The 24,092-nt window shown below is 63.8% G+C and carries 21 protein-coding genes and 1 tRNA gene; 9 read left to right on the forward strand and 13 right to left on the reverse strand.

Annotation, left to right across the window (positions count from 1 at the left end; translation table 11 throughout):
* From CV770_RS24595 to CV770_RS24620, 6 genes are all read left to right on the forward strand, one after another.
* Positions 1–399 (forward strand): ATP-binding cassette domain-containing protein (locus CV770_RS24595; RefSeq protein WP_146101342.1); only part of this gene is annotated, 399 nt, incomplete at its 5' end.
* Positions 396–1,406, forward strand: a complete 1,011-nt coding sequence (locus CV770_RS24600; RefSeq protein ID WP_091961973.1) for a branched-chain amino acid ABC transporter permease — start codon at positions 396–398, stop codon at positions 1,404–1,406. The genes CV770_RS24595 and CV770_RS24600, both read left to right, overlap by 4 nt.
* Positions 1,403–2,488 carry a branched-chain amino acid ABC transporter permease gene (locus tag CV770_RS24605; RefSeq protein ID WP_201760019.1) on the forward strand — a complete coding sequence of 362 codons (1,086 nt, stop codon included), beginning with the start codon at positions 1,403–1,405 and terminating at the stop codon, positions 2,486–2,488. The genes CV770_RS24600 and CV770_RS24605 overlap by 4 nt, the downstream gene beginning before the upstream one ends.
* A gap of 174 nt (positions 2,489–2,662) precedes the next feature.
* Positions 2,663–5,785 (forward strand): bifunctional diguanylate cyclase/phosphodiesterase, encoded by a 3,123-nt coding sequence (locus CV770_RS24610; protein WP_201760020.1) that lies wholly within the window; start codon positions 2,663–2,665, stop codon positions 5,783–5,785.
* Positions 5,785–6,864, forward strand: coding sequence for a sensor domain-containing diguanylate cyclase (locus tag CV770_RS24615; protein ID WP_104464202.1), 1,080 nt, complete (start codon positions 5,785–5,787; stop codon positions 6,862–6,864). Before CV770_RS24610 ends, CV770_RS24615 begins: the two co-directional genes overlap by 1 nt.
* 62 nt (positions 6,865–6,926) lie before the next feature.
* Positions 6,927–7,003 (forward strand) — tRNA-Arg (locus tag CV770_RS24620).
* A 73-nt stretch (positions 7,004–7,076) separates the two neighbouring features.
* On the opposite strand, the gene CV770_RS24625 is transcribed toward CV770_RS24620, so the two are convergent.
* The 8 genes from CV770_RS24625 to CV770_RS24655 form a co-directional block, all read right to left on the reverse strand.
* A complete protein-coding gene (locus CV770_RS24625; RefSeq protein WP_091962016.1) occupies positions 7,077–7,559 on the reverse strand; it encodes a DUF2867 domain-containing protein in 483 nt (160 codons plus the stop codon).
* An 18-nt stretch (positions 7,560–7,577) separates the two neighbouring features.
* Positions 7,578–8,099: a DUF2867 domain-containing protein gene (locus CV770_RS24630; protein WP_161500025.1), complete on the reverse strand. Its 522-nt coding sequence runs from the start codon at positions 8,097–8,099 to the stop codon at positions 7,578–7,580.
* 296 nt (positions 8,100–8,395) lie between these two features.
* Positions 8,396–8,716 (reverse strand): hypothetical protein, encoded by a 321-nt coding sequence (locus CV770_RS24635; protein ID WP_091962022.1) that lies wholly within the window; start codon positions 8,714–8,716, stop codon positions 8,396–8,398.
* A 57-nt stretch (positions 8,717–8,773) separates the two neighbouring features.
* Entirely contained in the window at positions 8,774–13,597 is a 4,824-nt protein-coding gene (locus CV770_RS24640) for an NAD-glutamate dehydrogenase (RefSeq protein WP_104464204.1), read from the reverse strand.
* Positions 13,598–13,901: 304 nt separating this feature from the next.
* Entirely contained in the window at positions 13,902–14,027 is a 126-nt protein-coding gene (locus CV770_RS43820; protein WP_146101343.1) for a tripartite tricarboxylate transporter substrate-binding protein, read from the reverse strand.
* Positions 14,024–16,501 carry a polyamine aminopropyltransferase gene (locus CV770_RS24645; RefSeq protein WP_245453855.1) on the reverse strand — a complete coding sequence of 826 codons (2,478 nt, stop codon included), beginning with the start codon at positions 16,499–16,501 and terminating at the stop codon, positions 14,024–14,026. The genes CV770_RS43820 and CV770_RS24645 overlap by 4 nt, the downstream gene beginning before the upstream one ends.
* A gap of 482 nt (positions 16,502–16,983) precedes the next feature.
* The gene (locus CV770_RS24650; RefSeq protein WP_091962029.1) at positions 16,984–17,193 is read right to left on the reverse strand and encodes a hypothetical protein; all 210 of its coding nucleotides are present in this window, start codon (positions 17,191–17,193) and stop codon (positions 16,984–16,986) included.
* 94 nt (positions 17,194–17,287) lie between these two features.
* On the reverse strand, positions 17,288–17,731 hold the full coding sequence (locus tag CV770_RS24655; protein ID WP_104464205.1) for a TspO/MBR family protein: 444 nt from the start codon (positions 17,729–17,731) through the stop codon (positions 17,288–17,290).
* A gap of 43 nt (positions 17,732–17,774) precedes the next feature.
* On the opposite strand from CV770_RS24655, the gene dinB reads away from it, so the two are divergent.
* Together dinB and CV770_RS24665 are read left to right on the forward strand one after the other, a co-directional pair.
* Entirely contained in the window at positions 17,775–18,875 is a 1,101-nt protein-coding gene (gene dinB, locus CV770_RS24660) for a DNA polymerase IV (RefSeq protein WP_104464206.1), read from the forward strand.
* A 104-nt stretch (positions 18,876–18,979) separates the two neighbouring features.
* Positions 18,980–20,392, forward strand: a complete 1,413-nt coding sequence (locus CV770_RS24665; RefSeq protein ID WP_104464207.1) for a sensor histidine kinase — start codon at positions 18,980–18,982, stop codon at positions 20,390–20,392.
* A 92-nt stretch (positions 20,393–20,484) separates the two neighbouring features.
* Here the strand turns inward: CV770_RS24665 and CV770_RS24670 are convergent, their stop codons facing one another.
* From CV770_RS24670 to CV770_RS24680, 3 genes are all read right to left on the reverse strand, one after another.
* On the reverse strand, positions 20,485–20,778 hold the full coding sequence (locus CV770_RS24670) for a hypothetical protein (RefSeq protein ID WP_018319488.1): 294 nt from the start codon (positions 20,776–20,778) through the stop codon (positions 20,485–20,487).
* 201 nt (positions 20,779–20,979) lie between these two features.
* Positions 20,980–21,273 carry a DUF1330 domain-containing protein gene (locus CV770_RS24675; protein WP_104464208.1) on the reverse strand — a complete coding sequence of 98 codons (294 nt, stop codon included), beginning with the start codon at positions 21,271–21,273 and terminating at the stop codon, positions 20,980–20,982.
* A gap of 30 nt (positions 21,274–21,303) precedes the next feature.
* Positions 21,304–21,990, reverse strand: coding sequence for a DNA-3-methyladenine glycosylase I (locus CV770_RS24680; RefSeq protein WP_104464209.1), 687 nt, complete (start codon positions 21,988–21,990; stop codon positions 21,304–21,306).
* A gap of 155 nt (positions 21,991–22,145) precedes the next feature.
* On the opposite strand from CV770_RS24680, the gene CV770_RS24685 reads away from it, so the two are divergent.
* Positions 22,146–22,973, forward strand: a complete 828-nt coding sequence (locus CV770_RS24685; protein ID WP_091962051.1) for a metallophosphoesterase family protein — start codon at positions 22,146–22,148, stop codon at positions 22,971–22,973.
* On the opposite strand, the gene CV770_RS24690 is transcribed toward CV770_RS24685, so the two are convergent.
* Entirely contained in the window at positions 22,912–23,397 is a 486-nt protein-coding gene (locus CV770_RS24690) for a Crp/Fnr family transcriptional regulator (protein WP_091962054.1), read from the reverse strand. The genes CV770_RS24685 and CV770_RS24690 overlap by 62 nt on opposite strands.
* 78 nt (positions 23,398–23,475) lie before the next feature.
* Complete coding sequence (locus tag CV770_RS24695) at positions 23,476–24,012, reverse strand: GNAT family N-acetyltransferase (RefSeq protein WP_104464210.1); 537 nt, start codon at positions 24,010–24,012, stop codon at positions 23,476–23,478.
* Positions 24,013–24,092: the final 80 nt, after the last annotated feature.

Raw genomic sequence — 24,092 nt, forward strand, 5'->3', positions numbered from 1 at the left:
CTCGACGACACCCAGCTCGACTGGATCTTCGGCTTCTTCCCGGCGCTGCGCCGGTTCTGGCTGTCGCGGGCGGGAAGCCTCTCGGGTGGGCAGAAACAGATGCTCTCGATCGCGCGCGCCATCATCGAGCCGCGCAAGCTCTTGCTGATCGACGAGCCGACCAAGGGGCTCGCACCGGCGATCGTGATGGCGCTGATCGAGTGCCTGAAGGAGATCAAGCGCAAGGGCGCGACCATCCTCCTGGTCGAGCAGAATTTCTTTGCCGCCCGCGAGCTCGGCGACAACGTGCTCGTGATGGACAACGGCACCATCGTTCATCGCGGCGAGATGGCGGCGCTCGCCGCCGACGTGCCGCTGCAGGAGCGGCTGCTCGGCCTGAGCCTGGAGACGCATCAGTGACTGACCTTGCCGCAACCGATCCGCTGCCGAAGCCGAAGCGCGATATCGCGCCGATCCTGCTGCCGGTCGCGCTCGCCCTCGTGACCATCCCCCTGATCGGCTCGCCCAGCACCTGGCTGACGCTGACCGCGGCGAGCCTCGCCATGGGCATGATGATCTTCATCATGGCCTCGGGCCTGACGCTGGTGTTCGGCCTGATGGACGTGCTCAATTTCGGCCACGGCGCCTTCATCGCCGTCGGCGCCTATGTCGCGACCCTGGTGCTGGCGCCGTTCGCAGCGTCCATGCAGGCGGATTCGCTCTGGATGAACCTGGCGGTGCTGGCGCCGGCCGCTCTGCTCTCGATGGCGGTGTCGGGCGCCCTTGGCCTCGTCGTCGAGCGCGTGCTGATCCTGCCGGTCTACGGCCAGCACCTGAAGCAGATCCTGATGACGACCGGCGGCCTGATCGTCGCCGAGCAGACGCTCTATGCGCTGTGGGGACCCCAGATCATCCCGATGCCGCTGCCGGCGTCGCTGCGCGGCTCCTTCATCCTCGGCGACGTCGCGATCGCCAAATACCGCGTGCTGGCGATGCTGATCGGCCTTGCCGTCTTCATCGCGATCCAGCTCGTGCTCAACCGCACCAAGCTCGGACTCCTGATCCGTGCCGGCGTGGAGAATCGCGAGATGGTGGAAGCGCTCGGCTATCGCATCCGCCGGCTATTCCTCGGCGTGTTCATGACGGGATCGGCGCTGGCCGGCCTCGGCGGCGTGATGTGGGCGCTCTATCGCGAGCAAGTTCATGCCTCCATGAGCGACGATCTCACCGTCTTGATTTTCATCGTGGTCATCATCGGCGGCCTCGGCTCGATCGGCGGCTGCTTCATCGGTGCGATCCTCGTGGCCATGGTTGCCAATTACGGCGGCTTCCTGGTGCCGAAGCTCGCCCTCGTCTCCAACATCCTGCTGATGGTCGCCATTCTGATGTGGCGGCCGCGCGGCCTCTATGCGGTGACCAGCCGATGATGATCCTGTCAGGCGATCCGCCGCGTAGCCGGATCCTCACGCTCGTTCTCGTCGTCATCATCCTGGCGCTGGCGGCGACGCCGTTCCTGTTTCCGGGTGCCAAGGCACTGAACGTCGCAGCCAAGATCTGCGTGTTCGCCGCGCTGGTCGCCTCCTACGACCTCCTGCTTGGCTATACCGGCTCGGTGTCGTTCGCCCACACCATGTTCTACGGCATCGGCAGCTACGCCATCGCCATCGCGCTGTACGGGATGGGCCCGAATTGGGCCGCGGTCGCCACCGGCATCGTCGTCGGCCTGCCGCTCGCAGCCCTGCTCGCGCTCGCCATCGGGCTGTTTTCGCTGCGCGTCGCCGCGATCTTCTTCGCCATGATCACGCTGGCGGTCGCCTCCGCCTTCCAGGTGCTGGCTTCGCAGCTGTCCTGGCTGACCGGAGGCGAGGACGGACGCAGCTTCCAGCTGCCGGAGCTGCTGCGGCCCGGCACGGTGCTGATCTCGAAAAACCTGTTCGGCTTCGAGGTCAACGGCCGCATCCTGACCTTCTATCTGGTGTTCGCCGTCTCAGCCCTGATGATCCTCGCTTTGCTCCGCGTCGTGAACTCGCCGTTCGGGCGCGTGCTGCAGGCGATCCGCGAGAACCGCTTTCGCGCCGAGGCGCTCGGTTTCCGCACGGTGTTCCACCTGACCTATGCCAACTGCATCGCCGCGCTGGTCGCTGCCAGCGCCGGCATCCTGAATGCGCTGTGGCTGCGCTATGCCGGTCCCGATACCTCGCTCAGCTTCTCGATCATGCTGGACATCCTGCTGATGGTCGTGATCGGCGGCATGGGCACGATCTATGGCGCGATCATCGGCGCCACCATTTTCATCCTCGCCCAGAACTATTTGCAGTCGCTGATGGGGGTCGCCTCCACGGCGGCGTCGGAGGCCGGCCTGCCGCTGCTGCCGGGGCTGCTGCATCCCGACCGTTGGCTGCTGTGGCTCGGCCTGCTGTTCATCGCCAGCGTCTATTTCTTCCCGACCGGCGTGGTCGGACGGCTGCGCAATCCCGCTGGCGACAAGAGCGCCGGCAGCTCGCATTAAGGCGCGATTAATGATGCGGTGCGGCGATTGCTGCGCCGGCCACACAACCAAGGCGCGATTCCCGCTCCGCTGCACACGGACGCGATTGCGCAACTGGATTAATGCTTAGGTAACTGGCTTTCCTAAGGTTTAGGCCATTTGTGCGGTGTATTCGTGTTCCTCCAGGGAGGGGGAATGCGCGAGGTTTTTTCCACGGTGGCAGCCGGAATGTCTCGAGCCGCAAGGAACGGCTGGGAGGCTTTGGCGCGACGTGGTCCTGTCCTGTGGCTGACCCTGTGCGGCGTGTTGCTGGTCGCGGGCATCTTCGGTGTCACGGCCGTGGCCGTCGGTGAATTTCGCGAGCGCACCCTGGCCAACCGCGAGCGCGAGCTGGAAAACACGGTCCAGCTGATCGCCCGGCATTTTGATCAGCAATTCGAGGACTCCGACGTCGTCGCCGCCGATCTGATCGGTCAGATGAGCCTGACGGAGATCACCTCGCCGACGATGTTCCGCGAGCGCATGTCCGGAGCTGCGGCGAACCAGATGCTGCGCAGCAAGATCAGCTCCGTGTCTTACCTCGGCGATATCGCGATCTACGATGCCGACGGCGAGCTGATCAACTGGTCGCGGGCCCAGCCCCTGCCCAAGATCAACGTTTCGTCGCGGGCCTACTTTCAGACATTCAAGACCAATCCGCAGTCCGAACCGGTGCTGCTGGAATCAGTCCGCAGCTTCATCATCAACAAATGGACCACGATCGTAGCGCGCCGCTTGAACGGCGCGGACGGCACCTTCCTCGGCGCGATGGTCCGCCGGATCGATCCGGACAGCTACCAGCATTATTTCGCATCGGTCGCGCTTGCCGAGGGCACGGCCATCTCGCTGTTCGATCGCGAAGGCAAGATGCTGGCGCGTTATCCGCATCATGAGGAGCTGATCGGACGGAGCTTCAAGGATGCACCGCTGATGCGGAAGGTGCTGACCAAGGGCGGTCAGCAGACGCTTCGCGTCAGGAGCCCGCTCGACGGCGAGGAGCGGCTCGGCTCAGCGGCGTCGCTGACGCATTTTCCGCTGGTCATCGTCGCCACCAACACGACAATCGCGGCTCTGGCGGACTGGCGGCAGCAGACCGGCTTCATGGTCACGACCGCCGCCCTTTCGGCTGCCGTGATCGCACTGATCCTCTATCTGATCATCCGCCTGATCAACCGGCAGAACCGCGAAGCGCAGGAACGGCTGGAAGCGGAGCGGCTGCGGCTCGACACCGCCCTGAACAACATGACGCAGGGGCTGATCCTCTACGACGCGAGCGGCACCATCGTCACCTGCAACCGACGCTACGCCGACATGTTCGGCCTCTCCCACGACGTCATCAAACCCGGCTGTCACATCCGCGAGGCGATGTATCATCGCCAGGAGCGCGGCGCGTTTGACGGCGACGTCGAGGAATTTTGTGCGGACGTGATGAGGGTCGTCGCCGAAGGCACGGTCTCCACGCGAATTCATCAACTGGCCAATGGCCGCGCCTTCCAGGTCATCAACACCCCGCTCGCCCAGGGCGGCTGGGTCGCCACGATCGAAGACATCACCGATCGCCGCCACCTGGAACAGGAGCGCGATCGCAACCACACCTTCCTGCGCGAGATCATCGACCATATTCCCTCGCGGATCACCGTGAAGGATGCCCGAACGCGGCGCTACCTCCTGGCCAACCAGGTGGCCGAGCAACAGCTCGGCGAAACCCCTGACACGATCGTCGGCAAGAGCGCGTTCGACCTTTACCCGACGGAAGACGCCGAGATCATCACCCGGGACGACGACAAGCTGCTGCAATCGCCGAACGGCCTGTTCCTGGATGAGCACATCTGGAATACCCCGGCCACCGGACGGCGCTATATCACCTCGACCCGGATCGGCATCCGCGACAAGTCCGGCGAGCCGCGCTACATCATCAATGTCGTCGAGGACGTCACCGAGCGGCGGCGCGCCCACGAGAAGATCGCGCATATGGCGCATTACGATGCGCTGACCGACCTGCCGAACCGCACGCTGTTCCGCGAGCAGATCGAACGCGAGCTGGCGAGGGTCGCCGATGGCGGACAGTTCGCGCTGCTCTACATCGACGTCGACGAATTCAAGGGCATCAACGATTCGCTCGGCCACCACGTCGGCGACGAGCTGTTGAAGGCGATCGCGGGCCGCCTCCGTGGCTGTCTCAAGCACGGCGATCTCATCGCGCGACTCGGCGGCGACGAGTTTGCCGTCATCCAGACCGGGATCCAGTCCTCGGCCGACGTGGTGTCCTTCGTGACGCGGATCTACGAGGCGATCCGGCAGCCCTATCATTGTCTCGGCCATCAGCTCTCTACCGACGCGAGCATCGGAATCGCGCTGGCGCCGCAGGACGGCACCGATCTCGACCAGCTCATCAAGAACGCCGATCTCGCGATGTACGGCGCCAAGGCCGAGGGACGTCGCACCCACCGTTTCTTCGAGCCGGAGATGGATGCCTGCGCCAAGGCGCGCTTGAGCATGGAGCAGGATCTGCGGCAGGCCCTGGTGAACGGCGGCTTCGAGATTCACTATCAGCCGCTGGTCGACCTGCGCACCAACGACGTGGCGGGCTGCGAGGCGCTGCTGCGCTGGCGCCATCCCGAACGCGGCATGGTGTCGCCGGCGGAGTTCATTCCCGTCGCCGAGGACACCGGCCTGATCAACGAGCTCGGCGACTGGGTGCTGCGCATGGCCTGCAACGAGGCCGCGACTTGGCCGTCGCATGTGCGCGTCGCGGTCAACGTGTCGCCGGTGCAGCTCAAATGCGACACGCTGGCGCTGCGGATCGCGGGCGCTCTCGCCGCCTCCGGGCTGGACCCGCGCCGGCTCGAGCTCGAGATCACCGAGGCCGTGCTGATCCGCGACGACGAAGCTGCGCTTTCGATCCTGCACCAGCTCCGCTCGATCGGCGTGCGCATCGCGCTCGACGATTTCGGCACCGGCTACTCCTCGCTCAGCTATCTCAAGCGCTTCCCGTTCGACAAGATCAAGATCGACCGCTGCTTCGTCGCCGACATCGCGGAGACGAGCGGCGCACCCGTGATCGTGCAGGCGGTGGTGAACATCGCGGCCGCCAGCAGCATGACCACGGTCGCCGAAGGGGTCGAGACCGAGGCGCAGCGCGAGCTGCTGCGCGCGCTCGGCTGCACGCAGATGCAGGGCTACCTGTTCAGCCCGCCGAAGCCGGCCAGCGAGGTGCGGAAACTGTTCGGCTCGGGCGATGGCCTGCCCGGAGCGTTGCCGGTGGCGGCGGTGGCCTGATGGCGAAGCCAGGGAAGTCGTCAGGAAAGGTCTCGAACAAGACGTCGGCAAAAACCGTCGACGTCGCGGATTCCTATGCCGTGCGGCTGATGCAGCATCTGGTGGTGCCGACCTTCGTGATCGACCCCAAGCGCCGCGTCGTGATCTGGAACAGGGCCTGCGAGCGGTTGACCGGCCTCGCCGCATCTGAGGTGATCGGCACCAACAAGCACTGGCAGGCGTTCTACGAGACGAGGCGCCCCTGCCTTGCAGATCTCGTCGCACTCGACCGGCCCGAGCGGCTTCCGGAGTTCTATTCGGAGTATGCCGCGCGCGGCCATAACGGGCTCGGCTTTTCCGCGGAGAACTGGTGCACGATGCCGAAGCTCGGCAGCCAGCTCTATCTCGCCATCGACGCCGGTCCGATCCACGACGAGGCCGGCCATCTGATCGCCGTGGTGGAGACGCTGCGCGACCTCACCGACCAGAAGCGCGCCGAGATGGCGCTGAAGGAGCTCGCCACCAAGGACGGGTTGACCGGCCTATCGAACCGCCGCTCGTTCGACCAGATGCTGATGACCGAATGGGCCCGCGCCCACCGCACGCAGAAGCCGCTGGCGCTGCTGTTCGTCGACGTCGATCATTTCAAGCTGTTCAACGACCACCACGGCCACCAGATCGGCGACGAATGCCTGCGTGCGGTCGCTTCGGTGGTCAGCCGGTATGCCGTGCGCCCGCTCGATCTCGCCAGCCGCTATGGCGGCGAGGAGTTCGCGCTGATCCTGCCGGACATGGATTGCGATACCGCCTGCGTCATCGCCGACGAGATCCGGTGCGCCGTCATCGCCTTGCGGATCGCCCACGGCGCCATCGGCGCCGGCGACCACGTCACCCTCAGCGTCGGGGTCGCCAGCCACGTTCCCGGCGGCGCCGATGGCGGGCCCGACCGGCTGCTGGGCGCGGCCGACGAGGCGCTCTATGTGGCCAAACGCCTCGGCCGCAACCGCGTCATTTGCGCCGAAAGGGTGCTCGCCGAATTCGCAAGCCTCGGTAGGGAGGCCGCAGCGGTTCCGGGCCCTTTCCAGCGCAAAACCGCTTAAAGCGCAATGTGGCGAGAACCGGTTGCCCGCCCCGCGCCAATCGGCTAAATGAGCGTCGACTAGCACCCGTAGCTCAGCTGGATAGAGCGTTGCCCTCCGAAGGCAAAGGTCACACGTTCGAATCGTGTCGGGTGCGCCATTTCGTTACAAAACTGGGCACCCCAAAACCTGCGGTACTTGCGCTTTCAGCGGTGGCCGGCGTGCGCGTCGATCTAACCCTCCACCGCCCTTGCCGCCTGTTCCAAACTCGCCCGCGCGATCACGCGGTGGAACGGCGCGATCGCCGCCAGGTACGTCCGCCCAAGCCGGTTATGGCAATGCACGACCGTCACCACGACGAGATCCCGGCCGCCCGCCGCGCCCGTGCGCAGCAGGATCGCGACTCGGAAGTCGAGATGCCGGTCGTCCTCGCCGACCACCAACTCGCCCGCACTCTGCGACAGCAGCGGAAAGAAGCCGATCACCGGCCCCCGCGCCGCCGCGGCAGCACCGACCGCGCGAGACGATTTGACGCCGACCGTCGCCATCATCACATCGCGCACCCGCGTCAGCGCGCGTCGGCCTGCTATCGCAGGAGCCGCCCTGATCGAACTTCGGCATGCTCTATGACCGCCTCCGGATGAAGGGCAACAACCTGAAATCGCTGTTGCAGCAGGTTGCTTTAAGCAACCAAGCCACAATAGCGCGGAGCCCATTGAGGGGCAAACCGCGCCTCATAGACGCTGCGCGGCAAGCGCGTTGGCGAGCAGCTTCTGCAAGCCAAATCTGTGAAAAGGAGTAATGCAGGACAAGTAGCATTGCCCGAACTTGTTGTGAGCCATGCAAAGAGTAGACACCACGGCGCTTGGCCTGGTGCCGTCGTGTACCTTCATGACCGAGAGCCTGAAATCCATATGCTTGTTGTCCCGGCCGGCAACGAGCTCGTCCGGGCCCAGAAAAAAGATGGGCCATGGTCCGATCTTTTCGCCGACAGAGTAGTGGGCTCTCCTTTCCACCTTCATGATCTCCGACGTGGTCGGCACCTCCAGACCGGCCAAAGCTGCGGCCCTGTTGCGCGCAATCAGCATCAGATTCATCCAGCCGGGCCGCTCCGCGAAAATTGCGAAAAAGATTTCAACGACACTAAGGTCCGAGCGGCTCAGCGGTACGCGGTAAGCGTCACGAAAATCAGCACGTTCGATCAAGTCGTTGCCCAATACGCCGTGGCGGGGCCCGTCGCATTCGACAACATTCATAACTGCCCTCCGGGCACCCGGCCCCTCGTCCCTGTCGGGAATCGACCCTCGCCTGTCCGCAGGATGTTTTCCATCAAAGGCATCGCTCCCATGCACTGATCCGGTCAGACCGCATGCGCCATGATGTATAGCGGAAAATCGCAGGGCGTCGCGGACTCGCAGATCTTGGCGCATGGCCGGTGCGGCATCATAGTGCCACGGCGAAGCAATAGTGCCCATCTTCCATCGGCCGTGGCGTGCCATTTCGGCTTCGTATGCCGCCAATCAATTGTGGCCCTTGCTGCGCTCGCCGTGGCTTACGGGATCCTTGCCACAACGTTGGGCCGGTTTTTCTCGAGCCAGGCGACGGCCTCGGGTCCATCGACGACACATTCGAAGGTTTCCCAGGTCGGATCCTCCAGCGATTCCAACTGCAGTCGCTTCACAGCGTATTCAACGAGATCGTGCAAGCCTTCGTAGCCTCGTCGGTGCTCGAGGGATTCTGCGATCGCCAAGCTGGTCCATCCGCGTCGGGCCAAATCGATAATGCTCGGAGCGTCAGCCTCGCTGAACCACGGTGTGGCATCGAACTCGATGCAGCGGACATTGTCGGCGGTATGGCAAGTGGCGTGGATCATTGGCTTCCTCCGTTCTGCGCTAGCATTGCACGTCTCGCGTCGCTGCCTCGCACGCCCTCAGGCTTTGACCAGGTCCCCCAGCAGATTCGCCGCCACCATCAGCTTGGCGAGCGTCAGGCCGCCAGCAGCAATCTCTTCGACCGCACGGCGGATGCGCGTCGCCTCGGGATGAGCTGCAAGCCAGGTCTCCGCCGCCTGCTGACCGGATTGGCCGATGGTCAGCATGTCTGCAGCCAGGCGTTTTTCGGCTGCCGCGATCAGCTCGACGGCGCGGTCGATGGCCAGGCGCTCGAAATGATCGCTGGCCGGCACGCTGCGCGCGGCGGCGGTGATGCGGTCGAGACGGAAACTGGCCTCGGCGGCAAAGAATGTCGCGGTGGCATCGCCGATGCTGCGGCTGGTGCGCTCGGCGACGGTCACGATATCAGGCGCCGAGACCAGGGCGTCGAGGTCGGCCAGCTCGCCGGCGAGTCCGGTCGGCACGCCGGCACCGGTCAGGTCCTGCCGGCGCTTGCTGCGTGCGGCCTGCAAGTCCGGTGGCAGGGCGTCGTCGAGCGAGGCTGCGACCTCGCGGACGGCAGGGCCAAACCGGGCGATCACTGCGCTGAGACCATCCCTGAAGTCGACATTGCGCACATACCAGACCATGCGGGAGAGCAGGAGATCCTGGATCGCCGCGTAGAGGCTGAGCTGCAACTGTCCGTCGATGCCGGTGTCGAGCGCGTCGATCGCGTCATTGAGCCGCCTGAGCTCGTAGATCGAGTCCACCGCCACCTGGGCCATGACGATGGTCGAGATATCGGCCTCGGTCTCGTCGGTCAGGCGTACGATGCAGGCCGGGCCCCCGCGGTTGATCACGGCATTGACGAGACTGGTCGCGATGATCTCGCGTCGGAGTCGATGGAGCTCGACCGCGGCCGGGAATTTGTCGAGAACCTCGCGCGGAAAATACAGGGACAGTCTGCGGGCAAGATAAGGATCATCAGGCACGCCGGTTTCGAGCAGGTCACTGTAGAGCGTCAGCTTGGCGTAGGCGAGCAGCACGGCAAGCTCGGGCCGTGTCAGGGACTGCCCGCGCCTGGTCCGTTCGGCGATCGCGGCGTCGTCAGGCAGGAATTCGACGGCGCGGCTGAGCAGGCTGCGTTGCTCGAGCGACTGCATCAGGCGCGTGAGGAAGCCGGTCTCGGCCATGCCCTTGCGTTCGGCGAGCGAGAGCGCCAGCGTCTGCAGATAGTTGTTGCGCAGGACCAGCGCACCGACTTCGCCGGTCATCGCGGCAAGCAGGGTGTTGCGGTCAGCCGGGCTGAGGCGTCCCTCGCGCTCGGGGCGCGCCAATGCGATCTTGATGTTGACCTCGACGTCGGACGTATTCACGCCGGCCGAATTGTCGATCGCGTCGGTGTTGAGCTTGACGCCCTTCTGCGCCGCTTCGATGCGCCCGCGCTGGGTTACGCCGAGATTGGCGCCTTCGCCGATCACCCTGGCGCGAACGTCGGTCCCGCTGATGCGGATCGGATCGTTGGCGCGGTCGCCGGCCTGATCGTCGCTCTCCGCCGACGACCGGACATAGGTGCCGATGCCGCCGAACCACAACAGGTCCGCGCGCGCCTTCAGGATCGCCGTCATCACCTCGAAGGGCGTTGCCTGCGGCTTGTCGAGATCGAGCAGGGTGCGCATTTCCGGCGCGAGCGGGATCGCCTTGAGCGAGCGCGAGAACACGCCGCCGCCCTGCGAGATCAGCGATTTGTTGTAGTCCTGCCAGCTCGATCGCGGCAGGTCGAACAGGCGCTTGCGCTCAGTGAAGCTGGTCGCCGGGTCAGGGGAGGGATCGATGAAGATGTCGCGGTGATCGAACGCCGCAACGAGCTTCGTCGCCGGCGAGAGCAGCATGCCGTTGCCGAAGACGTCGCCGGACATGTCGCCGACGCCGACCACGGTGAAAGGCATGGCCTGAATGTCGGTGCCGAGCTCGCGGAAGTGGCGCTTGACCGCCTCCCAGGCGCCGCGCGCCGTGATCCCCATCTTCTTGTGGTCGTAGCCCTGGCTGCCGCCGGAGGCGAAGGCATCGCCGAGCCAATGGTTCTTCTCGGCCGAGATCGCGTTGGCGATGTCGGAGAAGGTGGCGGTGCCCTTGTCGGCGGCGACGACCAGATAGGGATCGTCGCCGTCATGCCGCACGGTCAAGTCGGGCGGCACCACGATGTCGCCGTCGAGATTGTCGGTGAGTTCGAGCAGCGAGCGCACGAAGATGCGATAGGCTTCGGTGCCTTCCGCGAGCCACGCCTCGCGGTCGGAGGGCGGCGGCAGGCGCTTGGGCACGAAGCCGCCCTTGGCGCCGACCGGCACGATCACGGCGTTCTTGACTTGCTGCGCTTTCACGAGGCCGAGGATCTCGGTGCGGAAATCCTGCGGCCGATCGGACCAGCGCAAGCCACCGCGCGCAACCTTGCCGAAGCGCAGGTGAATGCCTTCGACACGCGGTGAATAGACGAAAATCTCGTAGAGCGGTCGGGGAGGGGGCAGATCCTCGATCTTGCGCGCGTCGAACTTGAAGGAGATCACCGGGCGCGGATGTCCGTCCGGGCCGAGCTGCCACAAATTGGTGCGGATGGTCGACTGCACCAGATTGGTGAAACGGCGCAGGATGCGGTCTTCATCGAGCGAGGCGACGGATTTGAGCTGCTCCTCGATCTCGGCAAGGAGAGTTATCTCGCGCGCCGAACGCTCGCGATCGGTCAGGACGAGGCGCGGATCGCGGCGGGCCTGGAACAGCGCGACGAGGTTTGCCGTGATCGCGGCGTTCTTGCGCAAGGTCTCCCACATATAGTCCTGGGTGAACGGTGCGCGGATCTGGTGCAAATAGCGCGACAGCGCCCGGATGGTCGAGATTTCCCGCCAGCCCAGGGCCGTGCGCAGGATCAAGGCATTGTACCCGTCGGATTCGGCGCGATCGGTGACCACCGCCATGATCGAGGCCTCCAGGCGATGGCTGAAGTCCGGGCTGATCTCGATCGGCTGGCAGTCGCTGGTCTCGATCGTCATGTCGTGCAGCCAGACCGGCTCGGGCCTGTTGCCGGGCACGATCTGATAGGTGCGTTCGTTGACCACGCGCAGGCCGTGATTTTCGATCACCGGCACGCGGTAGGACAGCGACAGCGGCGCGGCATCCGAAAACACCCTGAGGCCGAAGCGCCTGGGATCATCCTCCTCGAAGCGATGAACCGAAATCGTCACCGGGCGGGCCGGTGTGAGCTTCTCGATGGTGGCGATATCGGCGATCGCCTGTTCCGCCGTGGAAGCCTCGGTATAGCCGCCGCTGAAGGCCTGGGCATAGCGATTTGCGAGCATGCGCGCCCGCATGCCGTCGGTCGACGCAGCCAGCGCCGCCTTCAGCTTGTCGGCCCAGGTCGCGGCAATGGCGCTGATCCCGGCTTCCAGCGTGGCGCGCTCGACGGCGGGGGTCTTACCTTCATAGCGTCCGACGATGTAGTGGACGCGCGCCAATGCTCCTTCGGGGAAGGACACGTAGGAGGCCGACAGTGCCCCCTTGTAGCTCTGCGAGAGGAAGGCGCCGACGCGCATGCGCACGTCGGTGTCGTATTTGTCGCGCGGAATGAAAACGAGGATGGAAACGAAGCGATCGAACTTGTCGACCCGCGCCAGCGCCCGGACGCGGGGGCGCTCATAGAGGATCAGGACCTCCATGACGAAATCGAAGAGGATATCGACGTCGATCTGGAAAAGCTCGTCGCGCGGATATTCCTCGAGAATATGCTGGAGAGCCTTGCCGGAATGGCTGTTCGGGTCGAAGCCGGCGCGCTGGAGCACCCGCGATACCTTGTGGCGAACATAGGGGATCTGTCGTGCCGAGCGCGTATAGGCACCCGAGGTGAACAGGCCGACGACTCGCAATTCACCCTCGAGCCGGCCGTCGGGCGTATAGAGTTTGATGCCGACATAATCCATCCGGATGCGGCGATGAACGCGGCTGCTCACATTGGCCTTGATGACGATGAGCAGGGTCGGCTCGTACATGAACTCACGAATCTCCGGCGTCATCACCACCATTTCGCTGCCGCGGCGCAGGACCTTCACATCGGGATCGCGGAGGATACCGAGGCCCTCGGTGGTCGTGATGTCGTCCGACGCATCGCGGCCGGGCGAGAAGCGATATTCGCGCACGCCGAGAAATGTGAAATTGTCCGCGCACAGCCATTGCAGGAACTGGTTGGCCTCGGCGACCTCGTCGATCGGAAGCGGCGGCGGATTGGACGCGAACGTCTTGACCGCGTCCTCGACGCGGTCGCGCATGGCGCGCCAGTCCGCGACGCAGGCGCGCACGTCGCTCAACGTCCTGGCGAGGCCGTCAATCAGCCTCTCGCGGTCCGCGTCGGCGTCCAGGCGGGTGATGTGGAGGTGAATCAGACTCTCTCGCGCGCCCTTTGCCCCTTCCGGCAGTGCCTCGCCATAGAATCGCAAGAGCTTGCCCTGGTCATCGCGCTCCACCGCGACGATGGGGTGAGCGACGAGGGCGACTTCGATGCCCTGCTCGGTGAGCTCCGCCATGGTGGAATCGAACAGGAAGGGCATGTTGTCGTTGAGGATTTCGAGCACGGAGATCTCGCGCCCGTCCGGCATCATCGGATTGACGACGCGGATATCGGCACGCCCCGCCGTGCGCCGCTGCACATGCTCCCAGGCTTGCTCCGCCAGGAAGGCAAGCGAGGAGGCATCGTGACTGGCGAGATCCTCGACATTGGTGAAGGCGAACAGAAGCTCGGCAAAGCTTCGGGGGGCCTTGCCCGGTTGCACGCTTCCTGCTGCCTCGTGGATCAGAGTTGCCCGGGCCTTGTCGTCACGCCATGCCATAGCGTCCTCCATCTCCCGGCCGACGAGCCGCAATTACGGTCGGGCATTGTTCTTGGAGTGCGCCTCTTCGAGCGCATCTTCTTGACCGCGTTTCAATCGCCTCGGCGGAATCTACGGTCTTGCGGCTTCGACGATATTAGCATTCCGCAGCCGTCATGGCGCGCGGAGTTGTGAGGCGCGCTTTGGGGGGCGGAAAATCGGTGCCGACGACCATCGCGCCGTTGGGTGCCCTGCAAAATGACGAGGAATTTCAATCGTGTATGAGTTCGTGATTTTATTCTGAATGGCGCGCCACGTCGGTACAAAACTGGTGATGTCAAGGACGCGCGCGGGCGTTTTCGCGGGCGCCCTCGCCGGCGAGATGATTGGTCGTACCGTTCCCCGACGCCCCGACATTGATCGCGCCGGCCTTCGCCTTCGCGAGTGCGATCAGCTCCTTCACGTCCTCGCGGCGGCCTGCGGCGACGGAATGGGCGAACCGATCGGAGAGGCAACGTCGTCCGGTACCAGTCCTGGTCCCTGGATCAGCTCGACCACAGGCAGAACGGGATGACTTTCCTTACGCCTGAGGGCGAGCAGGACGGCAGAGACAACGTAGAGGGCGACGCCCAACGCATATGTCGAGGCGATGCCGAACAGGATGGAAAGGGTCACGCCCAGCACCGAGGCTAGCATCGAGGTAATGCCGTTGGCGCTCCAAAGGAACGGAAGTATTTCCGAGTGGCGGCGCCAGATGCTTAAGCCGAGCGGGAACATCATGCCCATGCAGAACGCCGGCGGCGCTAACAAGGAGACGGAGATCAGTATCCGGATGTCGGTCGCTTCCGACCGCGCCCAGGTGCTCACCAGCGGTGTAAGGAAGCCCGCCACGGTGAGCGTGACGAGAAGAGCAGCCACCCGGCCGAGCACTACGCCGCGATGAGGGGTTAGCGCACCAACCGTCGCACTGCCGATACCACTGAAGATGAGAATGGTGAAGAGAACGACGCTCAATCCGTAAACGGGATGTCCGAGAAAGACCATCAACCGCTGCATCTGCGACACTTCGATCAGCATAAATCCGAGGCCGATCGCGCTGAAATAGACCACCGGCGGCGTCAGTCTCGATAGCGGCATCTGTCGTGCCAGACGCACAAACGGAACGACGATGTAATATGCGCAAGCGCCGAGCGCGACACCGAGCACCAGCAAGATCATGCTGGTGGCCACATTGTTGTTCGTGACGGTGGACGACGGTTTGGTGATGAAATTCGTAAAGCGCTGCGTGAAGAAGAAGAACGGACTATCGTCGGTCGAAGCGGTGATATTCTCCGGCAATGACGCCAAGAAAGCAGGGCCTGCGTTGCCGGAGAGCAATTTAGAAGTGATGGCGTCGAAAGCGACGTCGGGTGCCAGGATAATCTTGAAGCCCTGTGCAGCAAGTCTTACCCGCGCGCTTTGCCATTCGGCGTCCGTGAGGGCGTCGGGGCGGGTGATGACGGTCACGATAGGACCAGCGTTGACGGCGATCACATGCCGCGCGAGTTCGCCCACGGGTACACCGTGCCGCTGTAGTGCGTTGGCGGCGATCGCCACAAGCCGGTAAAACTCTCCGCTATGATCCGTGGGATCGTACCAACGCGAGATCGACAGCAGCCCGCCGGGCTTCAAGGCACGGTAGAAGTCGCCCCAGGCCTCCACGGTATAGAGGCGATTTTCCGTCAGCGTCAGCCCGCCGGCGGCCGTGGCGGCCCAGGTGTCGATCAGCGAAATCTGGACGAGATCATACCGATCGGAAGAATGATTGATGTAGCTGCGTGCTTCGGCGTTCACCAGCTTCACACCCGGCTGACGATCAAGATGGCCGGAGAATTCGGCGAATTTGTCGGTCAGGACCTCGAAAATGGCGGGGTTGATCTCGATTCCGCGGATGCGCTTCGCGCCAAACAAAAGTGCAGAAAGGATGTCGCGCCCGCCGCCGACGCCGATGACAGCCACGTCTGTTGGCGGCTGAACTAGGTAGGCCGCATTGATAACGTCGTCTTTCAGATAGGACAGCTTGTCGAGATCGCCGTCGTGCCGGGTGATGACGGTAGCCGCGTCGGAGTCGATATCCAGATAGTTCTGGTCGATCTTTACCTTGGGATCGCGGGCAAAGCCCCAGCCGAACGGAGCTGTCTCTCCGAGCGGCCTAACTCGTACACGGGAATATGTGTTCCAGCGCTCGAACAGTGTCCCGGTCTCCTCCCGCCCCTTGGCCCAGAACACTCCAAGGTGACTTTTGCCAGCAACATCAAGACCAGTGTGCAGGGCGGCCGTAGTCGCCAGCGTCAGCGCGACCACACCGCTCAGTCGCCGGCTGCCGACATCGCCGCCGCTGCGGACCACCATCCAGCCCGCACCTGCGGCAAAGGCACCGAGCCACAACGTGGCGCTGACGGGATCGACGACGAGCAAAGCGAAGATGATGCCGAGGCATCCGAACGCGGCCCCGGTCAGATCCGCGGCATAGAGCCAGCCACCGGCATACGGAAGACGCGTGAGCAGCAGCGTGATGCAGATGCCGCTTTCGCTGAAGGGGATCACGAATGCCAGGGCCGCAAGCGCGAGAGCGCCCTGCGCGAGGACTGCAGGAATCACGAGAGGCACGCAGAGGAAGGCGACCATCGCGCCAACACCCGAGACTGCGAACCACGAGGCGTGGCGTGCGAACTCGGGGCCCACTGCCTCGGGCCCGTAACGCTCGGCGTTGTTGTAGACCTCCATCGCGCCGCGCGTCAGTCCGAGCATCGCAAGCGAAATGGCCGCGAACGCGAAGTGGTAGTATAGCATCACGCTAAAAAAGCGCGTGATCAGGATCTGGAAAGAGAGAGTAGCGCAGGCCAAGACAAAGATTGCAAAATAGTAGCGGCCTGGAATCCTGAGACTTGCCGGCACCGCATTCACCCTTAGTTGGTCATCGGCGAAAAATTAGATCCGTTCTGGCCAACACTGGACAACGTTTCCTAACATCTGGTTGCCTGTTTGGGCGTCTTGCAACTTTTAGGAGAATGTCTTCTTAACGGTCTCTAAAGGCTTGGCGAAAATCGTGCCGAGTTAACGGACTGTGCCGTGCGGCTTTTCAAACTAAGCGACCGTAACTCGGAAACAGGTCCTTGCTTTAAACATTCTTGACGAGCGGGAAGATAGCGATGCCTCTTCTTGGCCCACCGCGCTGTTCCCGAGATTGATCGAAATGGCCGCAACCGCGAAATCGGGAGGACAACAGCCTATGAGGCGTAGCGCAAGATCGCAGTCCGTCGCTGGTTATCGGGCGTGATCGCGTCGCCGGCCGCCGCGTCATAGCGCTACGGCGAAGCAATAGTGCCCATCTTCATCGGCCGTGGCGCGCCAGTCCTACGGCCGTTTCAGGCCGACGCTCACGTCAGCATCGCGACAATCGCCTGGAGCTGGTCGGAGGCGGACGAGACCAATCCGTCATATGACGTCTGGCCGTGTGCGGCGGCGTTCAGGATGCATTCGGCCACGGCCGCTTTCAGGCCGAACACCGATTGATGGGCCGGCACGCTCGCCATCACGGTCTCCAGCGCTTGACGCATCGTGTGAACGAGCTCGGAGCTGTATTGCATTGGCTGTCCTCCGTGCGCTCATATTAGGTCGCGTGACCATGCTTGCCACTCACAAGCCTGAGATTGCGCTTTGAACTGGTTGAGACTGAATGTCTCAATTCAAACGCCAGATGGCCGCATTGAGCACGCCGGCAAACGCGACCCAGCCCGCGTAGGGCACGAACAATGCGGCGGCCAGCCTGTCTCGTGATGCCTCGAGACCGATATAGGTCACGATCGCGACGAACAGGCCGATGAGGATGACGAGCGCAGCGCCGATCTGGTGCATCGTGAACATGACCGGAGACCAGTTGAAATTGAGCGCCAGTTGCGCAGCCCAGGCCAGCATCGCCTTGCCCCCGGGCTCACGGCGAAAGGTCCGCCATCCCGCCATGGCGATCATGATGTAGAGCAGGGTCCAGGCCACCGGGAACGCCCAGTTCGGTGGCACGAAAGCCGGTTTGGCGAGGCCCGCATACCAGTCTCCGGGGAGATTGGTCGCACCGATCAGCCACCCGGTGCCGACCACGGCGACGACGAAGACCAATAACCGAAGCATCCATCACCTCGCGCTTCCCGTGGCGCAATTGTATCATCCTTCCATGAGCGAACCCGACACGGTGACCGGCGAAGCCTCGCCCGTCCGCAAGATCATCCATATCGACATGGATGCGTTCTATGCGTCGGTGGAGCAGCGCGATAATCCGGACCTTCGCGGCAAGCCGGTCGCGGTCGGAGGCTCCGCGGAACGCGGCGTCGTCGCGGCCGCCAGCTACGAAGCCCGCCAGTTCGGCGTTCGCTCCGCGATGCCATCGGTCGCTGCGAAGCGGCAGTGTCCCGATCTGATCTTCGTCAGGCCGCGCTTCGAGGTCTACAAGGCGATCTCCAGGCAAATCCGCGACATCTTTGCCGAGCACACACCCATCATCGAACCCTTGTCGCTCGACGAGGCCTATCTCGACGTGACGGAAAACCTGCAAGGCATCCCGCTGGCGCGCGACATCGCGCTGAAGATCCGCGGGAAGATCAAGGCCGAGACTGATCTCAACGCGTCGGCGGGCATCTCCTACAACAAGTTTCTGGCCAAGCTCGCCTCCGATCATCGCAAGCCCAACGGTCAGTTCGTGATCTCGCCGGAGATGGGCCCCGCCTTCGTCGAGACGCTGCCGGTCGGCAGGTTCCACGGCATAGGCCCGGCGACAGCTGCGAAGATGAATGCGCTCGGCCTGTTCACCGGTCTCGACATTCGCAACCAGACGCTGGAGTTCATGAATGCGAATTTCGGTAAGTCGGGCGCCTATTACTACTGGATCTCGCGTGGTGTCGACGATCGGCCGGTCCGGGCCAACCGGATCCGCAAGTCCATCGGCGCGGAGACCACGTTCTCGACCGACCTTGCCGAATATGGCGCGCTGGCGGGCGAGCTCAGGCCTCTCGTCGACAAGGTCTGGCGCCACTGCGAGGCGACGGGCAACCGCGGCCGCACCGTCACGCTGAAGATCAAATTCGCCGACTTCGAGATCATCACGCGCAGCAGGTCTGTCGCAGCGGCCGTCGCGGGGCGGGACGACCTGGAGCGGCTGGCCTGCGGCCTGCTCGAGATCGAGATGCCACTGCCCAAGCGCGTCAGGCTGCTGGGTGTCTCGCTGTCCGCACTCCAGATCGGGGACGAGGCGGAGCCGCAGCTGACCTTGGGCATTTGAACGAGGCCGCCAGGCCCTCGGCAAACGCGACATCTTTATCCGCGACGCGGGGCAAAACCTGTCGTAGAGACACCAAAACACGATTTTTCGCGATTGATGCTGGAATGCTTGCTCTATTGATACGCCTCGGATTGCGCTTCGAAGACCGCATCGAGGAGCGCCGGTTTGTCGACCAATACGTCCGAGGCAGTCTCGGCTGGACGCAGATCGCGATGCTGCTCGGCGCCGCCACCTATGCCGGCTACACCCTCTGGGATTGGGTGCTCTATCCCGAGGTCGTTCCAACCACGCTTGCCATCCGTGGCGGCACCGCTCTGTTCGTGCTGCTCCCGCTGACCGCGTTACTGTCACGGCGCTTGATGAAGCCATGGGCGGAGACGATTTTCCTCGTCTACTGCGTCATTCCCGGCTGCATCCTGCCGAGCATCTATCTCGTCCTGCCGTCGGGCTTCACCTTTGCCGCCCCCGGCATGATGATGATCATCCTGTTCGTCTCCACCATGCTGCCATTACGAATCGGCTCACTGGCGATTTTCTGCCTGCTGTCGTGGCTGGCGCTGCTGGTCGCCGAGACGTTCGCACCGACGATGCCAATGGGCCTGCGATTCATCAATCATTCCCTCGTCGGCAACGCCTACGCATTATCGCTCTACGCGGTGGCTGCGCGCGAATACCGGGCGCGAAAGCAATTCCGAACGTCGGAGGCCCTGCAGCGGGAAAAGGAACGTTCGGAGAAATCGCTGCGCGATCTGCGCGCGACCCAGGAACATCTGGTGCAGGCGGAAAAACTCGCCTCGCTCGGTCGATTGGTCGCCGGTGTCGCTCACGAGGTCAGCACCCCGCTTGGCCTCGCCCTGACGACCTCGACGGCCATGCAGACCGATCTGCAGACAATGGCCGACGCATTGGGCGGAGCGTCGGTCCGGCGATCCGATCTGACCAAGGGAATTGACAGGCTCAAGCAGGGGCTCGACCTGACCTTCGATAACCTGCACCGCGCATCCGAGATGGTGCACAGCTTCAGGCAGGTCGCAGTCCACCAGGCCGATGAGGACCGGCGCTCGTTCGAGCTTAAGGATTGGCTGGCTGAGCTGATGTCCAAGCTTGGGCCGCTGCTATCGCACCATGCTCTGGCGGTCGACGTCCAATGCCCGGCGGGCATCAAGCTCAACAGCTACCCGGGAGCACTTGCGCAGGTGATCAGCAATCTCGCCCTCAATACCGCGGGGCATGCGTACCCGGACGAGAGAGGCGGCAGATTCGCGATCACAGTCAGCCAGCCGGACGCGAAACGGGTCCGCCTGGTCTGCGCCGATGACGGCGTTGGGATACCCGAGGAATTACAAGCGCAGATCTTCGATCCGTTCGTCACGACCGGCCGCGAGAGCGGACATGCCGGCCTCGGGCTGCACATCGCGTTCAATTTGGTGGCCTCGTCGCTGAACGGGCGCCTGCGCCTCGAAAGCAGGACGGGTCCAGGGACTCAGATCGCGATCGAGATCCCGATCGAATCATGAAACTGCGACCGCTGGAGCCGCCTCGGAAAGCGGCGCGCGGCCGACGGTGACGGGATTTTCAGCCCCGCCACCGGTGGCCCGCTCGGGGGCAATCAATGCCTCACGTGCTCGAACACCACGATCACGCCGGTCGGCTCGGGCTCGTGCGCCATCAGGCGCGTCAGGTCGGAATCACCCCAATCAGCGAGGCTGACGACTTCGCCGCTCTGGCGGTCGGCACCGAGCGATGGTGTGGGCTCGAGGACCTTGAGGCCCATCTCGTCGACGAAGAAGGTATGCTCGCCGAACATGCTGTTGAGTTGCGGCATGGCCGGGTGTTCGTCGGGCAGCACCTGAGCGCCGAGTTGGTTGACGGTCTGCTTCACCTGTTCGGATGTGAGCTTCATGAGCTGCTCCGTTTCTGTGTCCGGTTTCGTTGGCCTGGGCGGGAGCACGCGTTCCCTGCGCCTTTGTCCGCCTGGCTCGACTCCGAACAGGTGCTGCGCACAAATGTTCCCAAAAAATGTATTTCGTGATCGCGCGTTGCATCTGCCGCGCTCGCGGCACGAGATCGCCACAGGATGCACACGATTTATCCGCGGGCGGCTCTAATCGACTGCTTCGACGATCCGGATGTCGCGGTCCGCACCGTCTCCGAGCAGATCGTGAGCTGCCTGGTAGGCCGGGCTTGCATAGGCCGCCTTGGCGCGCTCGACGCTGTCGAACTCGATGAGAACCACGCGCTCCATTTGGCCGAGCTCGAAAGCCGCAGCCGGCACCCCGCGTGCGAGCACGCGGCCGCCCGCCGCTTCGATCGCCGGACGCGACAGTTTGGCGTAAGCCGTCATGGCATCGGGATTCTTGATCGCGCGGTAGATGGCAACCCAGTAGGCTTTGGCCATTTTTCTTTCCTGGTTTTCGGGGGGAATCTGCTACGCGCTGCGGCTTTCACCGACCGAGAGCGCGCAGATCCGTGACAGATATGTGTAGGGCAGGCCGGTCTCCTCGGCCCAGGCATTGAACTGCGCCTGCACCTTGGTGAGATCGCCCTTCGACTTGACCTCTTCGGCAATGTCGAGACCGGCATCGCGCAGGCAAGCCACCACGTCCCCGGACGTCACAAAGCCGTCCCATCCGACGAAGCGCAGCAGCATCTGCCCGGTGTTGCCCCCGAGCCGGCTGCCGCGCTTGGTCATGAGACCGAGCAGGCCGATCTCGTCGGACGAGGGCCACTTCGCCAGAAACTTGCCGAAGCTGCCGTGCTCCTTCGCGATCTCCTGCACGAAGGCGGCATTGTCGCGCACCGACATGATCTTGGCACCATTGCGCACGATGCGCGCATCGCGCAGCAGGCCTTCCCAATAATCCTCGGGCTGGAAGGTGAGCTTGGCCGGCTGGAAATGCAGGAAGGCGTCTTCAAAGCCGTCCCATTTCGTCTCGATCACGCTCCAGGCAAAGCCGGCGCAAAACACCCGCCTGGTCATTTCGGCGAGGACGCGGTCGTCGCCGAGCTTGGCCAGCCGCTTGAGGTCCGGCTTTGCCGGCATCAATTTCTCCAGCGCCTTGGGCCCGCCCTTGCGCTTCTCAGCGCGGGCACGAATGGTCTTGAAGGAGGTCATGCGGACATCCGCGTTGAGGGATCGTCAAGACACCAGAATTCGATGATCCGGTCCAGCCCCGCGGCGATTGACGAGAGCAGGCGGCCATGCTGATCTGCTTCTTGCTTTATAAGCTTTGGAATTCCCGGACATTTTCAATCTCGAACGGATTTCCCATGCGCTGCCTGGTCGTCGCCGACCTGCATTATTCGCTGCCTCAGCTCGACTGGCTCGTCAGCGCGGCGCCGCAGTTCGACCTCGTGATCTTCGCCGGCGATGCGCTCGACATCGGCTCGATGGTGGATTTTCGCGCGCAGATCGTGGTAGTGAAGAAGTACCTTGCGCTGCTCGCCGCCCGGACCCGCGTGATCCTCTGCTCCGGCAATCACGACCTCGACGAACGCAACCCGGACGGCGAGAAGATCTCGCGCTGGATCTCGGAGGTGCGAGAGCTTGGGGTCGCTTGCGACGGCGACGGCCTCACCATCGGCGACACCCTGTTCACGGTGTGCCCATGGTGGGATGGACCGCTGGTCAAGCAGCGCCTCGTCGCGCAGCTTGGCGAGGCCGCGGCCAATCGGCCGAGGCGCTGGATCTGGGCACATCATGCGCCGCCGGCAGAATCACCGACGAGCTGGGGCGGCAAGCGCTTCTTCGGCGACGTCGAGCTGGTGCAGTGGATCACGCAGTATCAGCCCTCGATGGTGATCTCCGGCCATGTGCACCAGTCGCCCTTCATTACGGATGGCTCGTGGTTCGACCGACTGGGCGAGAGCTGGGTCTTCAACACCGGTCTGCAGCCGGGTCGGCCGCCGACCTACATCGTGCTCGATCTCGATGCCGACAAGGCGTACTGGCTTGCAGCGGGCGAAGCGCAATGGATCGATTTGAGCGCGCCGCTGCAGCGGCCCGCCGGTCCGATCACGACGCCGCCGGACTGGCTCACATCCTTGGATCAGATTGCCGATCCGAGCCTGGCGAGACCTCAAGCGGCGGCAGGTTGATCATGCTCTGCAAGACCTCGCCGACCATGGCCAGATGGGTGCCGTGGCCGGCATATTGCCGCTTGAGGTCGGCGAGATAGGTGTTGGCGACGTTGAGCCGCTGCGCCAGCATCTGCGCAATCAGCAATGCCACGCCCGGCTCCTGCTTGAGAAACGAGGAGGCATCTTCGAACTCGTAGATGACCGCGTCGGAGCAGGCCCGCACGGTTGCGGTATGCGGCTGGCCGAGCAGCACCGACATTTCACCGAGCACGGCACCCGGCTCGGTGACGGTTGCGACGACCATCTCGCCCTTGAGCACCTCGAGCTTGCCCTGCATCAGCACGTAGAGATGGCCGGTGGTGCCGCCCTCGGTGACGACGACCGCCCCGGCCTTGACCTGCCGTTCCGTCCCGCCCGTGCAATAGTTCAGAACTGCGCGCATCCTGCGAAAGCTCCCGTCACGGGCGGCAGTAGAGCACGATCCGCGCCGCAAGCTTGCTCAAATTTACAGCAGGCCCGGCTAACGCGACAAGCGCTTCGCGAGATGGACCGACTGCCAATCTCCCAGTCCGGTATCCCTGAAACCTGCTTTCTTCGCCAGGCCGCGCATCTCGGCATTCGTCCGGGCCGTCTCGGCGGCAATCATCTCGTGGCCGAGATCGACCGCGCGCGTCTCCATCGCCGTCATCATCTGAAGGCCAAGGCCCATGCGCTGGAAGGCATCGGCGACCGAGATGGCAAATTCGCCGTGCCGAACGGCCGCGTCATAGGTGTATCGCGCTTCGCCGATGATCCGGCCGTGGCCCTCCTGCCTGAGTTCGGCGAGCAAGGTGAAGTGGTCGAGGCGGTCGGACTTGGCGACGCACTCGGCCGCGACCACGGAGAGATCGGTTCGCGCGCCCATGAAGCGCTTGCTACGCGATGTCGTGGAAAGGCCGGTGAAATAGACCGAGAGGCTCTCGACATCGGATTCGCTGGCGGTCCTGATGCAGACCATGCCCTTCGTTTCGGCCAGTTCGACCGGCTCGACGACGGCTCCCGGAAACAGCTGTGACATGCGTGATGCTTTCGGCAGGTTGCTGGGACTTGCAGACCTAGCCGAGGCTGCGCGCCGTCCGCTTGGACGGAGCTGCCAAT

The sequence above is a fragment of the Bradyrhizobium sp. AC87j1 genome, from assembly GCF_002936975.1.
GTDB classification, from domain to species: domain Bacteria; phylum Pseudomonadota; class Alphaproteobacteria; order Rhizobiales; family Xanthobacteraceae; genus Bradyrhizobium; species Bradyrhizobium shewense.

Excerpts from the sequence above, each read along its gene's own strand:
- CV770_RS24675 (WP_104464208.1), bottom strand. The coding sequence starts at position 21,273 with ATGGCCAAAGCCTACTGGGTTGCCATCTACCGCGCGATCAAGAATCCC.
- CV770_RS24670 (WP_018319488.1), bottom strand. The coding sequence starts at position 20,778 with ATGAAGCTCACATCCGAACAGGTGAAGCAGACCGTCAACCAACTCGGC.
- CV770_RS24690 (WP_091962054.1), bottom strand. The coding sequence starts at position 23,397 with ATGCGCGCAGTTCTGAACTATTGCACGGGCGGGACGGAACGGCAGGTC.
- CV770_RS24655 (WP_104464205.1), bottom strand. The coding sequence starts at position 17,731 with ATGCTTCGGTTATTGGTCTTCGTCGTCGCCGTGGTCGGCACCGGGTGG.
- CV770_RS24630 (WP_161500025.1), bottom strand. The coding sequence starts at position 8,099 with ATGAATGTTGTCGAATGCGACGGGCCCCGCCACGGCGTATTGGGCAAC.
- CV770_RS24640 (WP_104464204.1), bottom strand. The coding sequence starts at position 13,597 with ATGGAGGACGCTATGGCATGGCGTGACGACAAGGCCCGGGCAACTCTG.
- CV770_RS24650 (WP_091962029.1), bottom strand. The coding sequence starts at position 17,193 with ATGCAATACAGCTCCGAGCTCGTTCACACGATGCGTCAAGCGCTGGAG.
- CV770_RS24625 (WP_091962016.1), bottom strand. The coding sequence starts at position 7,559 with ATGGGCTCCGCGCTATTGTGGCTTGGTTGCTTAAAGCAACCTGCTGCA.
- CV770_RS24615 (WP_104464202.1), top strand. The coding sequence starts at position 5,785 with ATGGCGAAGCCAGGGAAGTCGTCAGGAAAGGTCTCGAACAAGACGTCG.
- CV770_RS24685 (WP_091962051.1), top strand. The coding sequence starts at position 22,146 with ATGCGCTGCCTGGTCGTCGCCGACCTGCATTATTCGCTGCCTCAGCTC.
- CV770_RS24680 (WP_104464209.1), bottom strand. The coding sequence starts at position 21,990 with ATGACCTCCTTCAAGACCATTCGTGCCCGCGCTGAGAAGCGCAAGGGC.
- CV770_RS24695 (WP_104464210.1), bottom strand. The coding sequence starts at position 24,012 with ATGTCACAGCTGTTTCCGGGAGCCGTCGTCGAGCCGGTCGAACTGGCC.
- CV770_RS24610 (WP_201760020.1), top strand. The coding sequence starts at position 2,663 with ATGCGCGAGGTTTTTTCCACGGTGGCAGCCGGAATGTCTCGAGCCGCA.
- CV770_RS24665 (WP_104464207.1), top strand. The coding sequence starts at position 18,980 with ATGCTTGCTCTATTGATACGCCTCGGATTGCGCTTCGAAGACCGCATC.
- CV770_RS24605 (WP_201760019.1), top strand. The coding sequence starts at position 1,403 with ATGATGATCCTGTCAGGCGATCCGCCGCGTAGCCGGATCCTCACGCTC.
- dinB (WP_104464206.1), top strand. The coding sequence starts at position 17,775 with ATGAGCGAACCCGACACGGTGACCGGCGAAGCCTCGCCCGTCCGCAAG.
- CV770_RS24635 (WP_091962022.1), bottom strand. The coding sequence starts at position 8,716 with ATGATCCACGCCACTTGCCATACCGCCGACAATGTCCGCTGCATCGAG.